The sequence below is a fragment of the Enterobacter sp. KB-221C9 genome (genome assembly GCF_041320715.1).
Classification (GTDB): Bacteria; Pseudomonadota; Gammaproteobacteria; order Enterobacterales; family Enterobacteriaceae; genus Enterobacter; species Enterobacter asburiae_D.
Genome location: NZ_JBGIWG010000008.1, coordinates 81672 through 98208, shown reverse-complemented (window position 1 = coordinate 98208; position 16537 = coordinate 81672). Strand labels below are relative to the sequence as shown.

The 16537-nt window shown below is 59.4% G+C and carries 16 protein-coding genes; 2 read left to right on the top strand and 14 right to left on the bottom strand.

Features of this window, described 5'->3' with window-relative positions; genetic code table 11:
• Positions 1-69: 69 nt before the first annotated feature.
• The 8 genes from menE to AB8846_RS13755 all read right to left on the bottom strand — a co-directional run bounded on the left by menE (position 70) and on the right by AB8846_RS13755 (position 7981).
• Positions 70-1431 carry an o-succinylbenzoate--CoA ligase gene (menE, locus tag AB8846_RS13790; RefSeq protein ID WP_370732933.1) on the bottom strand — a complete coding sequence of 454 codons (1362 nt, stop codon included), beginning with the start codon at positions 1429-1431 and terminating at the stop codon, positions 70-72.
• Positions 1428-2393, bottom strand: a complete 966-nt coding sequence (gene menC / locus AB8846_RS13785) for an o-succinylbenzoate synthase (protein ID WP_370732932.1) — start codon at positions 2391-2393, stop codon at positions 1428-1430. The genes menE and menC overlap by 4 nt, the downstream gene beginning before the upstream one ends.
• Complete coding sequence (menB, locus tag AB8846_RS13780; protein ID WP_023312524.1) at positions 2393-3250, bottom strand: 1,4-dihydroxy-2-naphthoyl-CoA synthase; 858 nt, start codon at positions 3248-3250, stop codon at positions 2393-2395. The genes menC and menB overlap by 1 nt, the downstream gene beginning before the upstream one ends.
• Positions 3247-4023 (bottom strand): 2-succinyl-6-hydroxy-2,4-cyclohexadiene-1-carboxylate synthase, encoded by a 777-nt coding sequence (menH, locus tag AB8846_RS13775; protein ID WP_370732931.1) that lies wholly within the window; start codon positions 4021-4023, stop codon positions 3247-3249. The genes menB and menH overlap by 4 nt, the downstream gene beginning before the upstream one ends.
• Complete coding sequence (menD, locus tag AB8846_RS13770) at positions 4020-5690, bottom strand: 2-succinyl-5-enolpyruvyl-6-hydroxy-3-cyclohexene-1-carboxylic-acid synthase (RefSeq protein WP_370732930.1); 1671 nt, start codon at positions 5688-5690, stop codon at positions 4020-4022. Before menD ends, menH begins: the two co-directional genes overlap by 4 nt.
• A gap of 88 nt (positions 5691-5778) precedes the next feature.
• Positions 5779-7074 carry an isochorismate synthase MenF gene (gene menF, locus AB8846_RS13765; protein WP_370732929.1) on the bottom strand — a complete coding sequence of 432 codons (1296 nt, stop codon included), beginning with the start codon at positions 7072-7074 and terminating at the stop codon, positions 5779-5781.
• A gap of 86 nt (positions 7075-7160) precedes the next feature.
• Positions 7161-7466: a stress response protein ElaB gene (gene elaB / locus AB8846_RS13760; protein WP_008500219.1), complete on the bottom strand. Its 306-nt coding sequence runs from the start codon at positions 7464-7466 to the stop codon at positions 7161-7163.
• 53 nt (positions 7467-7519) lie between these two features.
• Positions 7520-7981, bottom strand: coding sequence for a GNAT family N-acetyltransferase (locus AB8846_RS13755; RefSeq protein ID WP_063143736.1), 462 nt, complete (start codon positions 7979-7981; stop codon positions 7520-7522).
• Between the two features lie 71 nt (positions 7982-8052).
• Between AB8846_RS13755 and rbn the strand changes: the two genes are divergently transcribed.
• Both rbn and AB8846_RS13745 read left to right on the top strand, forming a co-directional pair.
• Positions 8053-8970, top strand: a complete 918-nt coding sequence (gene rbn / locus AB8846_RS13750; RefSeq protein ID WP_370732928.1) for a ribonuclease BN — start codon at positions 8053-8055, stop codon at positions 8968-8970.
• A 64-nt stretch (positions 8971-9034) separates the two neighbouring features.
• A complete protein-coding gene (locus AB8846_RS13745) occupies positions 9035-10039 on the top strand; it encodes a chemotaxis protein (RefSeq protein WP_032643418.1) in 1005 nt (334 codons plus the stop codon).
• Between the two features lie 91 nt (positions 10040-10130).
• On the opposite strand, the gene nuoN is transcribed toward AB8846_RS13745, so the two are convergent.
• The 6 genes from nuoN to nuoI form a co-directional block, all read right to left on the bottom strand.
• On the bottom strand, positions 10131-11588 hold the full coding sequence (gene nuoN / locus AB8846_RS13740) for an NADH-quinone oxidoreductase subunit NuoN (protein ID WP_029740937.1): 1458 nt from the start codon (positions 11586-11588) through the stop codon (positions 10131-10133).
• Between the two features lie 6 nt (positions 11589-11594).
• Entirely contained in the window at positions 11595-13124 is a 1530-nt protein-coding gene (nuoM, locus tag AB8846_RS13735; RefSeq protein ID WP_023312532.1) for an NADH-quinone oxidoreductase subunit M, read from the bottom strand.
• Between the two features lie 159 nt (positions 13125-13283).
• Positions 13284-15125, bottom strand: a complete 1842-nt coding sequence (nuoL, locus tag AB8846_RS13730) for an NADH-quinone oxidoreductase subunit L (protein ID WP_370732927.1) — start codon at positions 15123-15125, stop codon at positions 13284-13286.
• On the bottom strand, positions 15122-15424 hold the full coding sequence (nuoK, locus tag AB8846_RS13725; RefSeq protein ID WP_003861496.1) for an NADH-quinone oxidoreductase subunit NuoK: 303 nt from the start codon (positions 15422-15424) through the stop codon (positions 15122-15124). Before nuoK ends, nuoL begins: the two co-directional genes overlap by 4 nt.
• Complete coding sequence (gene nuoJ, locus AB8846_RS13720; protein ID WP_063143733.1) at positions 15421-15975, bottom strand: NADH-quinone oxidoreductase subunit J; 555 nt, start codon at positions 15973-15975, stop codon at positions 15421-15423. The genes nuoK and nuoJ overlap by 4 nt, the downstream gene beginning before the upstream one ends.
• A 10-nt stretch (positions 15976-15985) precedes the next feature.
• Positions 15986-16528, bottom strand: a complete 543-nt coding sequence (gene nuoI / locus AB8846_RS13715) for an NADH-quinone oxidoreductase subunit NuoI (protein ID WP_003861491.1) — start codon at positions 16526-16528, stop codon at positions 15986-15988.
• Positions 16529-16537: the final 9 nt, after the last annotated feature.

The following is a 16537-nucleotide window of genomic DNA, read 5'->3' as shown; positions in this document are numbered from 1 at the left end:
CGGAGTCTCCCGGGGATCAAGCACTCTGCGTGCGGCAGAACGGTAGATTGTAACTATTTGAAACGGCGATTATCCCTTCAGCGATGCGTTCACCCACTGCTGCAACGCGCGGCGCGAGACTTTAATGCCGCCATTTTTGAGTTCGGTCGGCAACAGCAGCCAGCGGACGGGTTGCTCAAAACGCGCCACCTTATCCCTGACCCAGTCAGGTAAACAGGTGATATCCGTGCCCGGCTCGCACTCCACCACCGCCACCGGACGTTGCCCAAACTCGGCGTCGTCCAGCGGGACGATAAACACCTGGTTAATCTGCGGATGGCGGGCGATAACACGCTCAAGGCTCTCCGGCTGGATCCCTTCTCCGCCGCTAAAAAAGAGGTTGTCCATGCGGCCCAGGATCGTCAGTCGGCCGTCATGCCATTCGCCGCGATCGCGGGTAGCGAACCATCCCTGCGCGTTGGTCAGCGGAACTAGTTCGCCGTCCCGCCAGTAGCCTGAGGCCATGCTTTGCGCCCGGATCCAGACCTCACCGTTAACCACCTGCACCTCTCTGCCCGGCAGCGCATCGCCTACGTCCGGCGCGCCGTCCGCCGCTTTCGCGCAGACGGTAGAAGCAAACTCGGTCAGGCCGTAGCCGCAGAAGGTGCGAATCCCCTGCTCGCGCGCCTGCTGCGTCAATTCAACAGGGATGGCGGCTCCGCCCAGAAGCACCGCTTTCAGTGCGACAGGCTGGTGGGTATTAAGCAGGCGCCAGAGCTGGGTCGGCACCAGCGAGGCGTGGGTGCAGCCGAGCAACGCCTGCGCCAGCGGCTGTTTCTCGCGCACGGTTAACCGCGCCCCGGCCTGCAGCCAGCGCCATAAAATCCCCTGCCCGGAAACGTGAAACAGCGGCAGCGAAAGCAGCCAGTCATCGTCTTCACCGTAGGGCATCAGCGCCAGCACGCCGCGCGCGCTGGCGAGATGAGCCTCGCAGGTATGCACCGCCGCTTTCGGCAGCCCGGTGGAGCCGGAGGTCAGCGTCATGGACGCGAGCCGCGACGGTTGCCACGCAACGCAATATTCACCCGTGCGCTCGCGCATGCGCAGGGCAGGAAGCCCCTCACAGGTACCGTCCAGCACCAGCGCAAAACGCAGCGTCATCTGCGGGAGCAACACGTCCAGCAGCGGGCGCGGCAGCTGCGGATTAACGGGAAGAATACGCGCCCCGCACTGGAGCAGCGCCAGCCACGCCAGCAGGGTTTGCGGATGATTATGGGCCAGCAGTAGCACGCCGTCGCCCTCCTCCACGCCCTGCAGATGAAACTCTGCCGCCAGGCGGTCGATGCGGGTGCACAGCTGCTGCCAGCTGTGCACCTCGTCGTCCAGCCTGAGGGCCGGCTTATCGGCAAACTGCGCGCACCAGTGCCGCCACGGCCAGTCGGTAAAACTCATCGCAGCGGCTCCAGCGCCGCGACGTCGAGGCACGGCAGCGCGCTGTCCGGCCACGTGCGGATAAGCTGAGCCTGCATCAGGTTCAGCGTGTCGAGGCCAGGGATCGTGTCCGGCGTTAGCCAGGCGGCAATGCGCGCCAGCTGGGTCAACCCAAGGCTGGACTCAATCGACGAGCTGATGACCGCCGTCAGTCCAAGCGCGTGCGCTGCCGCGACCTGCTCGCGCACCTTCGCCAGGCTGCCGGTCAGCGTCGGTTTAATCACCACCGCGCTGACGCCGGGCTCGGCGACAAATTCAAAATCATCCTCGCGCAGGCTTTCATCCCAGGCGATGGCTATCCCCGTTTCGCGGGCGAACGCGCGCGAATCGTCGCGGGTTTTGCACGGTTCTTCGAGGAAGGCAATGCGGCTGCGGTACGCCGGGTTGACGTACTTTGCAAACTGCTGCGCCTTGAGCGGCGTCCAGGCGCGGTTAGCGTCCAGACGCAGATGAAGGTCAGGGATCGCTTCAAGCAGCAGGTTGGCGACCATGCCGTCGCGCACCGCCTCGTAGAGACCGACTTTAATTTTCGCCACCTTCTCGCCCGGCATGGCGGAGAGCAGCGCGAACAGCTCGTCAGGATCGCCCGTGCAGAGCGGTGCCGCGCGGTAGTTAGCCTCTTCAGGCAGGCTACCGTCCAGCTCCGCCAGCGCGCAGCTGAGACCAAAAGCCGCGGAAGGCACGTCCGGCAGCGCCGGGTTCTCGCCCTCGCGCCACGCGTCCGCCCACGCCAGCAATGCTGACCGCGCGTCATCCAGCGACTCCAGGCTAAAGCCCGGCAGAGGCGAAATCTCGCCCCAGCCTTCCCGCTCGTCCTGCTGTAGATGGACGAAGAAGCCGTCACGGGTTTTTAACCGCCGTTCACGCAGCACCACGCCCGCGTCCATCGGTATCTGCCAGCGGTAAACCTGCGCGCGACGCATTACGGGTTCCGTTTGTATTTGCTGAAGTCCGGCTGGCGTTTTTCGTTAAACGCGTTGCGCCCTTCCTGACCCTCTTCGGTCATGTAGAACAGCATGGTGGCGTTGCCCGCGAGCTCCTGCAGACCCGCCTGACCGTCACAGTCGGCGTTGAGAGCGGCTTTGAGGCAGCGCAGCGCCATTGGGCTGTTTTGCAGCATTTCGCGACACCAGCGTACGGTCTCTTTTTCGAGATCGGCAATCGGTACTACGGTATTCACCAGGCCCATATCCAGCGCTTCCTGAGCGTTGTACTGACGGCACAGGAACCAGATTTCACGGGCTTTTTTCTGCCCGACGATGCGCGCCATGTACGAGGCGCCCCAGCCGCCGTCGAAAGACCCCACTTTAGGGCCCGTCTGGCCGAAGATGGCGTTCTCGGCGGCAATGGTCAGATCGCACATCATGTGCAGCACGTGACCGCCGCCGATGGAGTAGCCCGCCACCATCGCCACCACCGGTTTTGGACAGGTGCGGATCTGACGCTGGAAATCGAGGACGTTCAGGTGGTGCGTGCCCGCATCGTCCTGGTATCCGCCGTAGTCACCGCGCACTTTCTGATCGCCACCGGAGCAGAACGCCTTATCGCCTTCGCCGGTCAGGACAATCACGCCGATGTTGTCGTCGTAGCGCGCATCCGCCAGGGCCTGAATCATCTCTTTCACGGTCAGCGGACGAAAGGCGTTACGCACCTGCGGGCGGTTAATGGTGATTTTGGCAATGCCGTCGGTGGATTTGTGGTAGCGAATGTCGGTGTAGCCTTCGGAGCAGTCCTGCCATTCAACCGGGGCGTAGAGCATGTTTTCATCAGGATAGATCATAGAGTGTCCTTTATTCGATAACGCAGTATCTGAGCCAGACTCGCGATAACCGCATCGGGGTTTTCCCGGTGGGCGTTGTGTCCGGCATTGGGAATTACATGGCGAACGGCGTTCACTTCCGCGGCAAGGGCCGCGAACTTCTCATCCCGTTCGCCATAGAGATAGTCAAAAGAGAAATCGCGTGCGCTAAGCGCGGCACGCAAATCAGGCTGCACGGCCAGCGAGGTCGCCTCGAGCATCATCGCCAGCGTCGCGCCGCTGTTCTGGCTGCGCAGGGTAATCAGCGCATCGCGCTGGGCGTCCGTGAGGGAGGCGAACACGGGCTGTTGATACCAGTCCGTGAACACCTTCTCCAGCGGTTCGGTGCGAAAACGCGTCGCCCAGCCGCGGTCGGATGCCCGCCGCGCATTTCTCGCATCGGCATCCTGCAGGCCCGGATGACCGCCCTCCACCATCACGCCCAGCAGACCCTTCGGCTGCTGGCAGGCATGGAACATCGCAATGCGGCCGCCGAGGGAGTACCCGACAAGCCAGAATTTCAGTATGTTGTAACTAAGAAGGGTTCGGGTGAGCAACTTGCTCATCTCGTCAAACCCCGCCACGCCCAGATCCCGGGATCCACCGTGACCCGGCAGTTCCAGGTACAGCCGGGGGTAATCGCTGAGCCCTTCACCGACCCTCTGCCACTCGCGGCAGTCCCCGGAAAAACCGTGCAAAAAGACCAGCCAGGGATAGCCTGGTTTTCCAGCCCGCTGCACGCCAGAGAGGATCACAGCTGGCTCACCTGCGCCAGCAGGCTTTGCAGGGCCTGCGCACCGTCAGCATCGTTCACCACCAGCTCAATCAGCGTCGCACCCGGCTGCTTCCAGGCGCTGCTTAACGCCGCGTCCAGCTGTTCCCAGCTTTCCGGGCGATGGTATTTCAGGCTAAACATTGCCGCGGCGTGTTCGAACTGCACGTTCTGCGGCATCAGATAGAAGCGCTCGCGCTCGCTCTGCGGCGTTGGCAGCAGGGAGAAAATCTGCCCGCCGTTGTTGTTGACCACAATCAGCACAAACGGGGCTGACGCCTGACGCAGCAGCGCCAGCGCGTTGAGATCGTAGAGCGCGGAGAGATCGCCCACGATCGCCAGCGTCGATTTCGCGCTGGCGCGCTGCACGCCCGCCGCCGTGGAGATCAGCCCGTCGATGCCGCTGGCACCGCGGTTGCTGTACACCGGGTAGCCCACGGGCAGCTTCGAAAACGCGTCAATCAGCCGCACGACCAGGCTGTTGCCGACAAACAGTTGCCCCTGTTCAGGCAGGCACTGGCGAATACGGTGCGCCAGCCCGGCCTCGCTAAACGCTTCACAGTGCGCTTTGGTCAGTTCCCACGCCTGGCGCGAAAGGTCAGGGATGGCCACCGCCCAGGGCTTGCGTTTTTCAGCCGGATGAAGCGTCAGCCAGGCGTCGATACTGCTGACCAGACGACGACCGCGATGGTGCGCCGGGTCAAGCCGCCCTTCCAGCGCATCCACCAGCCAGTACTCTTCCGGCTCGCAGGTGGCCTGCCACTGCAGTAACCGTTTGCCGGTCAAACTCGATCCAAGCTGAACCACAATCTGCGCCTGCGCCAGCTCGGTGACCGCTTTGGCATTACCCAGCCAGAGGTCGGCGCACGGCAGCGGCTGACCGGTCTGGGAAAGCACGTCGCCTATCAGCGGCCAGCCAAGGGTTTGCGCCCATTCGGCAACCAGCTTGCCTTCGGCGGCGCTCATGCGCCCGGCAATCACCACGCCGCGCTTCTGCCGCCAGAAGAACCAGTCGCGCTGCTTCGCGCTCTCAAGATGCGTCTGCTCACGCAGCCACGGTTTTTCACTCTCCCACCAGTCGCCAAGGGACTGCTGCCAGTCAAGACCCGTGTCGTCCAGCTCACCGTACAGCGGCTCGGCAAACGGACAGTTGATATGCAACGCCCCGCTGCGCAACGTCTCCATGGCGTGATCGACGGTGGAGACCAGCCAGCTTGCCGGAATATCCTGGGTGGGACGCGGTAACGAAATCGTCTGCGAAGGATGCGAAGCAAAGAGCCCCGGCTGGCGAATGGCCTGATTGGCGCCGCAGTCGATAAGCTCAGGGGGGCGATCTGCCGTCAGTAAGATCAGTTTTTCACCGGTTAACCCGGCTTCAATCAGGGCCGGATAGAGGTTCGCCACGGCGGTACCGGAGGTGACGATCACCGCTACAGGTTCTTTGCTGACTTTCGCCAGCCCAAGCGCAAGATGGCCGAGACCGCGTTCATCAAAGTGGGTGTGGTGAATCAACGCCCGGTTTTCAGCGGCCGCCAGCGTCAGCGGCGTTGAGCGAGAACCCGGTGCAATACACACGTGCCTGACGCCATGGCGCGTCAGGGCTTCAAGGATCACCGCCGCCCAGCGTCGGTTAAAAGAACTTACTGACATGAGATTGTCCGGTATCAAGAATGCGACACAGTATAAATAATAGAAAAAAATGGAATTTTGATATGAATCGGGATTGCGCGATTCAGTATTAATCCCTTAGGAGCAGAGAGCGCAATCCGGCGGCTTTGTTTTCAATCTCCTGCCACTCCTGCTCCGGGTCAGACCCGCTGACAATACCGGCACCGGCGTAGAGCCGCAGAGAATCCTCCAGAACCCGCGCGGAGCGCAACGCCACGCAGAACTCACTCTGTTCAGGAGATAAATACCCGGCCGAACCGGCGTACCATTCGCGGTTAAAGGGTTCAACCTTCTGGATAAACTCGCGCGCAGGCTGTCGGGGTAATCCGGCAACGGCCGCGGTCGGCTGTAACATGAGCAGACACTGCTCATCATCGGCCTGTTTGAGCTCGGTCCAGATACAGCGGCGCAAATGCTGCACTTTACGCAGGCGTACCACCTGGGCAGGCAGTACCTCAAGCGTCTGCGTATGGTGCTGAAGTCGCTGGCAGATATCTTCCACGACCAGCATATTTTCGCGCTGGTTTTTATCGTCGTTAAGCAACCACTCGCCGAGACGCTGCGCCTGTTTATCATCATTGTGGCTGGCGACGGTGCCCGCCAGCGCTTCGGTGCGCAGCAGCTTGCCGCGCCGCCGCCAGAGACGCTCGGGCGTAGAGCCAAGAAACGCGTTGCTGGCGTCGAATACCATGCAGAAATGGTAGCAGTGTAAATTCAGGGCGCGGCTGGCCGCCATCAGCGCGACGGGGTTAACGCGCTGCGTGAACTGCAGATCGGTTGCCCTCGCGAGGACGACCTTTTCAAAATCACCGCGCGCGATGGTCTCCGTCGCCGTGCGGATAAGCTTCAGCCATTCGGCCTGCTGCGGCTGATGGGTTTCGTGCTCAACCTGAACGGACAGCGGACGGATAGATCTCGCAGGACGGAGCTGCTGTAAAAAATCCAGCGCGGCGCGGGCATCCTCCTGAAGCGAGCGGTTGCTCCACAGCTGCAGGCGCAGCGTGGCGTTACCGGCGGTGCGTCGCCAGAGCAGTCGCGGTAAAAAGAGGCTACCCTGCTCCGGATTAAAGGCGTTCAGGCCGCAGATACGGGTATCACCTGCTGCGTTTTGCTCGCGCAAAAACTGCGAGGCTAACGCCAGAGAGGAAAATTGGGTGACTGCCCCCAGCGCGGCCAGCTCTTCATCGCCGTTACGCTGCTGCCAGTAAAACTGCGGATAACACTGCTGCTCGCCCAGCCAGGCGAGGGGATCGAAGGCGTCGTTTAACGGGAAAGAGACGTCGAAATGACGTATGCCGGGTGCTGCGGGTAACGCTTGCGATAGCTGGCTACGCAGTTGCTCCAGCGCGAGGAAAATCGAATTCACGCGAACCTCTCCCTGTTAAAACCTCGTATTATACGGGGTACTGACCATAAATAGCAGTACCCACGTATAGGGAGTGGTTAAGCGGCTTAACGACGGGCTAACAGCAGCCCCAGTACCAGACCTACGGCAGCACCCACTCCAATGCCCTGCCACGGTTTTTCATGCACGTAATCATCGGCACGATAGACCGCTTTTTTGGCACGGTAGTAGTAAGTATCTGACGCGTGGCTGACGCGGTTTTTCACTTCATGCAGCGCCTGCTCGGCACGGGCCTTTAGCTCAATATATTTCTGATCGGCAGGGTCGCCCGAGGAACGTAACACCTCTTCAAGCGTTTCGCTCAGTAAGGCCAGATCGTCGTCGATACGGGTATCCCAGGATTGAAATGACATATTTTTCTCCATGTTAGTACACCAGTCCGCTAACTATAGCCAACGTGCCGCCATTACGCCTGTTTCGTTTCCCGCGCCATGCCGATGTGGGGAATGCCATCTTCGTCATACACTTCCGTTACCGGCGTGAAGCCAAAGTGGGCATAGAACGACTGCAGGTGCGCCTGCGCGCCCAGGTATAACGCCTTGTCCGGCCACTGTTTCCGGCACGCTTCCAGCGTTTTTTCCATCAGCTGATAGCCGAGTTTTTCGCCGCGCGCCTTGCCGCTGATGATGACGCGGCCAATGACGACAGGCTCAAAATCGTCTTCGCTTTTCAGAATCCTCGCATACGCCACCAGCTCGTTATCCCGCCAGCCGAGGATATGGCGGTTCTCGCCAACGAGGTCATCGCCATCGATATCCTGATACGGGCAGGTCTGTTCCACAACAAACACTTCGCAGCGCAGCTTCAGCAGGGCGTAAAGTGCATTAACGGTGAGGTCACTATGATGTAAATCTTGCCACTGGATCATGTCAGTCTCCTTCCTGGGGTTCATCACGTTATACTAAACCCCTCCCCGTTCGGCAAAGGGCTGATTGCGTTATGGAACTGATTTTTCTGGGTACGTCCGCTGGCGTGCCAACCCGCTCACGAAACGTGACGGCGATCCTGCTGGATCTTAAGCACCCCACCCGTGGCGGGCTGTGGCTGTTTGACTGTGGTGAAGGGACGCAGCATCAGCTGTTACACACCGTTTATCACCCAGGCAAGCTGGATAAAATTTTTATCACCCATCTGCATGGCGACCATCTGTTTGGCCTTCCCGGCCTGCTCTGCAGCCGCTCGATGGCCGGTAACGCCAACCCGCTGACGATTTACGGGCCAGCGGGTATTCGTGAATTTGTTGAAGCTACGCTGCGCCTGAGCGGGTCATGGACCGATTATCCGCTGGAGGTCGTTGAGATAACCGAAGGCCTGGTTTTCGACGACGGGGATTATCGGGTGACTGCTCAACCGCTCAATCATCCTGTGGAGTGCTATGGCTACCGCATTGAGGCGCATGACAAACCCGGCGCGCTGGATGCCGCCGCGCTGATCGCCGACGGCGTAAAGCCCGGGCCGCTGTTCCAGCGTCTGAAGCACGGAGAGACCGTCACGCTGGAGGACGGACGCGTCATCAACGGCCAGGATTATCTCGCTGCACCGCAGCCCGGCAAAAAACTGGCGATTTTTGGCGATACGGCCCCTTGCCCGGCGGCGCTCACGCTGGCCCAGGGCGTGGACGTAATGGTGCATGAAGCGACGCTTGAAGCGGCGATGGAAGAGAAAGCCAACAGCCGGGGCCACAGCTCCACGCGTCAGGCGGCGCAGCTTGCCCGTGACGCGCGCGTCGGGCGGCTCATCGTCACCCACGTCAGCTCGCGCTACGACGCGCGGGGATGCGCAAGCCTGCTGGCAGAGTGCCGCACGCTGTTTCCGGAATGTGAGCTGGCCGAAGATTTCGCTCAGGTCAGCGTTTAGTCCTTCATTTTTCCCTCAGGATGCCGATAACGATTAAAAGGTCAGCATTTCTCTCGAGGGTAGAATGGATAATTTCCAGAAAGATATTGATGACAGGGCGAATCTGACCCTGTCGAACCGTTTTGAACTGTTGCTGTTCCGTCTTGGCACCTCTCTGAACGAAAATAAATCCGAGCTGTTTGGCATTAACGTCTTTAAGCTGCGTGAAATTGTGCCGATGCCGGAGTTCACGAAACCCGCCGGGATGAAGTCACCGCTGATGGGAATGGTGAATATTCGCGATCAGGTGATCCCGGTGATTGACCTGGCCGCCGTGGCGGGCTGTAAGCCCACCACCGGACTGAACATCCTGCTGATTACCGAATATGCGCGCAGCGTGCAGGCGTTTGCCGTGGAATCGGTTGAGAACATCATGCGTCTGGACTGGAAGCAGGTGCACGCGGCGGAAACCGCCGTCAGCGGTCGCTACATCACCAGCATTGCGTGCCTGGACGAGAAGACCGATACCAACGATCTGGCGATGGTGCTGGACGTTGAGCAGATCCTGTATGACATCACCCCTGCCAATCACGATCTGCACGCCACGAACCTGAAGACCACCAAATTCCATATCAAACCAGGCGCTGTCGCCATCGTCGCGGAAGATTCCAAAGTGGCGCGCTCGATGCTGGAGAAAGGTCTGCAGGCGATGGAGATCCCGGCGCAGCTGCATATCACCGGCAAAGAGGCGTGGGAAAAAATTGGCGTGCTGGCGGCACAGGCCCAGGCTGAAGGGGTTCCCATCACCGATAAGATCGCTCTGGTGCTGACCGACCTCGAAATGCCGGAGATGGACGGTTTTACGCTGACGCGCAAAATTAAAACCGACCCGTTCCTGAAAGACATTCCGGTGGTGATCCACTCTTCCCTTTCCGGCAACGCCAACGAAGACCATATTCGCAAGGTGAAGGCGGACGGGTATGTCGCGAAGTTTGAGCTGAACGAGCTGTCGTCGGTGATTGAGGAAGTGCTTGACCGCTCGATGAAGAAGATTGACGGGCCGTTGATTAGCCGGAAGCAGCTGGCTTAAGTCTGGTGCGGGCTGGTGCCCTCACCCCGTCCCTCTCCCACAGGGAGAGGGCGAAAATCATAAAAAAACCCGCCGAGGCGGGTTTTTTGTTTTACATCAGCGGCATCGCTCGCTGCACGATATCAATCAGCGGCTGCGGATAGATACCGAAGATCAACACCAGCAGCGCGGAGATAAGCACGACGATACCACCGGCGCTGTACTGCCAGTTGGTTGGGGCATCACGGTTGAGCTGCTGAGGCGCGCTCAGGTACAGGCTCACGGCCACGCGCAGGTAGTAGTAGAGACCAATCGCGGAGCCGATAACCACGCCCGCAGTCAGCCACCACAGGTGCGCCTGCACACCGACGGCCAGCACGTAGAACTTACCGATAAAGCCAAGCGTCATCGGGATGCCCGCCAGAGAGAGCATCATCACGGTCATCACCGCGGACAGGATCGGACGGTGCCAGAACAGACCACGGTAGGAGAACAGTGAATCGGCATCCGGACCACGGTACGGGCTGGACATCAGGCTCACCACGCCGAAGGCGCCGAGGCTGCTGAACAGGTAGCCGGCCAGATACACGCCTACGGCTTCCATCGACATCTCACCGCTCTGCAGCGCAATCAGCGCCACCATCAGGTAGCCCAGATGAGAGATAGACGAGTAGCCCAGCAGACGCTTGATGTTGGTCTGGCTCAGCGCCATCAGGTTACCGAAGATGATGGAGACGAACGCGATAATGCCCAGCACCACGCGAACCGCTTCGCTGTCACCTACCGGTGCGTACAGGAACAGACGCATGACCACACCGAAGATAGCGATTTTGCTCGCCGTCGCCAGGAAGGTCGACACCGGAGCCGGAGCGCCCTGGTATACGTCTGGCGTCCACAGGTGGAACGGCACCAGAGAGAGTTTAAAGCCGAGGCCAACGATCATCATGCCCAGACCCGCCAGCAGCAGCGGCTCATGCAGCATGCCGTCACCGAGGCTCTTGCCGAGCGCCATGAAGGAGAGGTTACCGGACTGTGCGTACAGCAGCGCAATACCAAACAGCAGGAACGAGGACGCAGCAGCAGACAAGATGGTGTACTTGATGCTTGCTTCCAGCGAGCGCTTCTGACGGAAGGCGTAACCAATCAGACCGAACAGCGGCAGAGAGATCAGCTCAATACCGAGGAACAGCGCGGCCAGATGGTTCGCATTCGCCAGCAGAATGCCGCCCAGCGCGGCAATCAGAACCAGCAGGTAAAACTCTTCTTTATTGTCGTTGTAGCCTTCGAGCCACGGGTACGCAAAGGTGCAGGTTGCCAGGCTCGCCAGCAGCACCAGACCGGTATACAGCATGGCGTAACCGTCAACGCGCATCAGCGGGGTGACGTCCATCGCCCCACCCTGGCCAACAAACCAGAGAGAGACTAACGCGGCATTCAGGCCGATGACCGACAGCGTGGCATTCAGGAAGTGATTGCGTCGCCACGCAATGGAGAGCATCACAACCACCACCGTCAATCCGACGATCAGCAGCGGTAGCAGCGCGATCAGTTGTTGTGGAGTTATTGTCATGGCGAATTACGGCCTTGTAGTAGAAGCAGAATTAACAAACCACTGCTGGATGTTACCCATCGCGCTATGCGAGGTATCCAGAATCGGCTGCGGGAAGAAGCCCAGCAGCACCAGCAGTACGACCAGCAGCAGGATGATGAACAGCTCACGCAGCGACATCCCCGGCAGTTCTTGTGCAGCAATTTCGCTCTTCGCTTTACCGAAGTAAGCGCGGTGCAGCATCGCCAGCGAGTACACGGAAGCGAACACCAGACCAAAGGTGGAGATCACGGTAATCACCGGGACCACTTTGAAGCTGCCGAACAGAATCATAAATTCGCCGACGAAGTTACCGGTGCCCGGCATCCCCAGGGTAGCCACCGCGAAGAACATGGACAGCGCTGGCAGCCACTTAATTTTGCTCCACAGACCGCCCATCATGCGCATGTCGCGGGTATGCAGACGTTCATACAGCTGACCACACAGGATGAAGAGGCCGGCTGCGGACAGACCGTGCGCAATCATCTGGATCACCGCGCCCTGGTACGCCAGCTGGCTGCCGGTGTAGATAGCAATCAGCACGAAGCCCATGTGGGAAACGGAGGTGTACGCAATCAGACGCTTGATGTCGTACTGCGTGAAGGCCATCCAGGCACCGTAGAAGATACCGATCACACCCAGCCACATGGCAATCGGTGCGAACTCAGCGGAGGCATTCGGGAACAGCGGCAGTGCGAAACGCAGCAGACCGTAGGCCGCCGTTTTCAGCAAGATGCCCGCCAGGTCAACGGAACCCGCCGTTGGTGCCTGAGAGTGCGCGTCTGGCAGCCAGCCGTGCAGCGGAACGACCGGCATTTTCACCGCGAACGCGATGAAGAAGCCCAGCATTAGCAGGTATTCAACGCCGTGGGACATTGGCGTCTTCAGCAGATCTTCGTAGTTGAAGGTCCAGGTGCCGGTCGCGTTGTGGTGAACAAACACCAGCGCCAGAATGGCAATCAACATCACCAGACCACTCGCCTGGGTATAGATGAAGAACTTGGTTGCCGCCGTGATACGCGTTTTACCGTCGGACGCCTTGTGGCCCCACAGCGCGATCAGGAAGTACATCGGCACCAGCATCATCTCCCAGAAGAAGAAGAACAGGAACATGTCGATGGCAAGGAACACGCCGATCACGCCGCCCAGGATCCACATCAGGTTCAGGTGGAAGAAGCCCTGGTATTTTTCGATTTCTCGCCAGGAGCAAAGTACCGCCAGAACGCCGAGCAGACCGGTCAGCACCACCATCAGCAGCGACAGACCGTCAATCGCCAGGTGGATCGTAATCCCGAAACGCGGGATCCACGGCAGGATGAACTCAGACTGCCACTGCGGAATACCCGCAGACTGGGTCAGTGAGTAACCGCCCTGCAACCACAGTTGCAGGCCAAGCGCGAGCGTCAATCCCATGGTGATCAGCGCGATCCAGCGCGGCATCTTCACGCCAAAGCGTTCAGTCTGCCAGCACAGGAAGCCGCCGATGAAGGGAATTAATATTAGCCAGGGTAGTAACATGGCGATTTTTATTCCTTGTTAAAGTCCCTAAGGGACCGATTTTCAACAAATTCGACAAAATTCACGCGTTAGTGCGGTTTGTGGTGTCGGGCGGCGCTCACGCTTACCCGACCTACTGTCTCGTAGGCCCGGTAAGCGCAGCGCCACCGGGCAAAACCACTATCGCAACACCATCAGCAGCGCCAGTACGACAACCGCACCGATGCTCATGGACGCCACATACCAGCGCAGGTAACCGTTCTCGCTGTACAGCAGGCCTTTACCTGCAAAGCGGGAGAGGATCGCCGGGATATTCATCAGGCTGTTCAGAGGGTCGCGCTTCACCAGCCACGCAATGCCCAGGAACGGCTTAACGAAGATCATGTCGTACAGCCAGTCGAAGCCCCACGCGTTGTACCACCAGGTGCCCAGCAGACGGCCCGGGGCGCTGTTGGCAACGGCAGTCACCAGCGTACGTTTGCCCAGCCACAGCCATGCTGCAATCAGGATGCCCGCAATAGCGACCACGCCGGAGGTGATTTCAAGCGTCAGAACGCGACCGTGCTCAAGCTCGGTGGTGTCTGGCAGTACGCCCTGCAGCGGCGGCACAATCATCGCGCCAATGAAGGTGGACAGTACCAGCAGCACAATCAGCGGCAGGTGGTGGGTGATCCCCTTCCCTGCGTGAGCGTGAATTTGTTCTTTACCGTGGAATACGATGAAAATCATACGGAAGGTATACAGGGAGGTCATGAACGCACCGACCAGACCCGCAACCATCAGATTGATATGACCATTCGCCATGGCGCCCGCAAGGATTTCGTCCTTACTGAAGAAGCCCGCGGTGATGAGCGGCAGTGCCGCCAGCGCCGCGCCGCCCACCAGGAAGCAGATATAAACCAGCGGGATGGACTTACGCAGTCCGCCCATCTTGAAGATGTTCTGCTCGTGATGGCAGGCCAGAATCACAGAACCGGATGAGAGGAACAGCAGCGCTTTAAAGAACGCGTGCGTCATCAGGTGGAAAATGGCTGCGTCCCACGCCTGGACGCCCAGCGCCAGGAACATGTAACCAATCTGGCTCATGGTGGAGTACGCGAGAACGCGTTTGATGTCGGTCTGCACCAGCGCGGCAAAGCCTGCCAGCACCAGCGTTACCGCACCAACGATACCCACCAGATGCAGAATTTCCGGGGTCATCAGGAACAGGCCATGGGTACGCGCAATCAGGTAGACACCGGCGGTTACCATGGTCGCGGCGTGGATCAGCGCGGAGACAGGGGTTGGACCCGCCATCGCGTCGGCCAGCCATGTCTGCAACGGCAGCTGCGCGGATTTACCCACGGCACCACCCAGCAGCATCAGCGTTGCCCACCACAGCATATTGTTGCCTGCAGCGAAGTGCGCCGGCGCCAGTTCCACCATTTCGCGGAAGTTCAGCGTGCCCAGTTCGTTGTAAAGAATGAACAGCGCGAAAGCGAGGAAGACGTCACCCACGCGGGTCACGACGAACGCTTTCATGGCCGCTGCGCCATTCTTCGGATCGGTATAGTAGAAACCGATCAGCAGGTAAGAACACAGACCCACGCCTTCCCAGCCCAGATACATCAGCAGCAGGTTATCGGCCAGCACCAGAACCACCATGCTGGCGATAAACAGGTTGGTGTAGGCGAAGAAGCGGGAGTAACCCTCTTCACCGCGCATGTACCAGGAGGCGAACATGTGGATCAGGAAGCCAACGCCGGTGACCACGGAGAGCATGGTCAGCGAGAGGCCGTCCAGCACCAGGTTGAAGCCGATGTTGAAATCACCGACCGACATCCAGGTCCACAGCGGCACGCTGAAAGGCTGGCGTCCGTTGTTAAAGAAGTCGATACCCGCATACGCTGTGACCAGCGCAGCCAGGCCGATGGAGCCAATGCCCACGGTCGCAGACAGATTCTCAGACCAGCGGCCGCGAGAAAACGCCAGCAGCACGAAGCCAATCAGCGGAAAAATAATGGTTAAGGCAAGCATGTTCATCCACGCAACTCACTTACTGAATCGATGTTCAGGTTCTGGCGGCGACGATGGAGCTGCAGCAACAGCGCCAGGCCAATACTCGCTTCGGCAGCCGCGAGGCTGATGGCGAGAATGTACATCACCTGACCATCGGTCTGGCCCCAGTAGCTTCCGGCGACCACGAAGGCCAGCGCGGAGGCGTTAATCATGATTTCCAGCCCGATCAGCATAAACAGCAGATTGCGGCGGATAACCAGACCGGTCAAACCCAGGACGAATAAAATCGCAGCGAGGATCAGTCCATGTGTTAAGGGGATCATGCGCGCTCCTCCATTTTTCTTTTCGCGCGGTCGTCAGTGCGGTTGCTCAGCACCTCACCAACACGCTCTTCGCGGCCAACGTGGAAAGCAACAACCAGACCTGCCAGCAGCAGCATTGAGGCCAGTTCAACCGCCAGAACGTATGGGCCAAAGAGCGTGATACCGACCTCTTTAGCGCTGATTGGCGTTCCGTCGATACCCTGATCGTTCACGCCCAGAATGGCGTAAACGATCACCACCAGCATGATGGCCGACAAAATTGCCGGGCCAATCCACACCTGCGGTTTTAACCACTGACGTTCCTGCTCAATTTCAGAGCCGCCCAGGTTCAGCATCATCACCACGAACACGAACAGCACCATGATGGCCCCGGCGTAGACGATGATTTCCAGCGCACCGGCGAAGTGCGCGCCCAGTGCGAAGAACACCCCGGAAATGGCCAGCAGCGAGATGATTAAGTACAGCAGCGCATGCACCGGATTGGTGTGCGTAATCACTCGTAGCGTAGCCAGGATGGCGATAAGGCCACAGATATAAAAAGCGAATTCCATTGCCCTCTCCTTACGGTAACAGGCTCTTGACGTCGATAGGCTTAGCTTCGTTCTCTGCTTCGCCCTTATCTTTGCCGTCGATTGCCATACCCGCCATCCGGTAGAAGTTATATTCCGGGTATTTGCCCGGACCGGAAATCAGCAGATCCTCTTTCTCGTACACCAGGTCCTGACGCTTGTACTCACCCAGCTCGAAGTCTGGAGTCAGCTGAATCGCCGTGGTTGGGCACGCTTCTTCACACAGACCGCAGAAGATGCAGCGTGAGAAGTTGATGCGGAAGAACTCAGGGTACCAGCGGCCGTCTACCGTCTCTGCTTTCTGCAGAGAGATACAGCCTACCGGACACGCTACCGCACACAGGTTACAGGCAACGCAGCGCTCGGAACCGTCCGGGTCGCGCGTCAGCACGATACGGCCACGGTAGCGCGGCGGCAGATATACCGGCTCTTCCGGGTACATCCGGGTTTCGCGTTTGGCAAACGCGTGCAGGCCGATCATCCAGATACTGCGTACCTGGGTACCGAAGCCTACCAGTAATTCTTTTAAGGTCATGGTCTATAG

What these genes read in the sequence shown, in the direction of transcription:
- menE (WP_370732933.1), bottom strand. Translation starts at nt 1,431, where the DNA reads ATGAGTTTTACCGACTGGCCGTGGCGGCACTGGTGCGCGCAGTTTGCC.
- menC (WP_370732932.1), bottom strand. Translation starts at nt 2,393, where the DNA reads ATGCGTCGCGCGCAGGTTTACCGCTGGCAGATACCGATGGACGCGGGC.
- AB8846_RS13745 (WP_032643418.1), top strand. Translation starts at nt 9,035, where the DNA reads ATGGATAATTTCCAGAAAGATATTGATGACAGGGCGAATCTGACCCTG.
- menB (WP_023312524.1), bottom strand. Translation starts at nt 3,250, where the DNA reads ATGATCTATCCTGATGAAAACATGCTCTACGCCCCGGTTGAATGGCAG.
- nuoJ (WP_063143733.1), bottom strand. Translation starts at nt 15,975, where the DNA reads ATGGAATTCGCTTTTTATATCTGTGGCCTTATCGCCATCCTGGCTACG.
- rbn (WP_370732928.1), top strand. Translation starts at nt 8,053, where the DNA reads ATGGAACTGATTTTTCTGGGTACGTCCGCTGGCGTGCCAACCCGCTCA.
- AB8846_RS13755 (WP_063143736.1), bottom strand. Translation starts at nt 7,981, where the DNA reads ATGATCCAGTGGCAAGATTTACATCATAGTGACCTCACCGTTAATGCA.
- nuoL (WP_370732927.1), bottom strand. Translation starts at nt 15,125, where the DNA reads ATGAACATGCTTGCCTTAACCATTATTTTTCCGCTGATTGGCTTCGTG.
- nuoI (WP_003861491.1), bottom strand. Translation starts at nt 16,528, where the DNA reads ATGACCTTAAAAGAATTACTGGTAGGCTTCGGTACCCAGGTACGCAGT.
- nuoM (WP_023312532.1), bottom strand. Translation starts at nt 13,124, where the DNA reads ATGTTACTACCCTGGCTAATATTAATTCCCTTCATCGGCGGCTTCCTG.
- nuoN (WP_029740937.1), bottom strand. Translation starts at nt 11,588, where the DNA reads ATGACAATAACTCCACAACAACTGATCGCGCTGCTACCGCTGCTGATC.
- nuoK (WP_003861496.1), bottom strand. Translation starts at nt 15,424, where the DNA reads ATGATCCCCTTAACACATGGACTGATCCTCGCTGCGATTTTATTCGTC.
- elaB (WP_008500219.1), bottom strand. Translation starts at nt 7,466, where the DNA reads ATGTCATTTCAATCCTGGGATACCCGTATCGACGACGATCTGGCCTTA.
- menD (WP_370732930.1), bottom strand. Translation starts at nt 5,690, where the DNA reads ATGTCAGTAAGTTCTTTTAACCGACGCTGGGCGGCGGTGATCCTTGAA.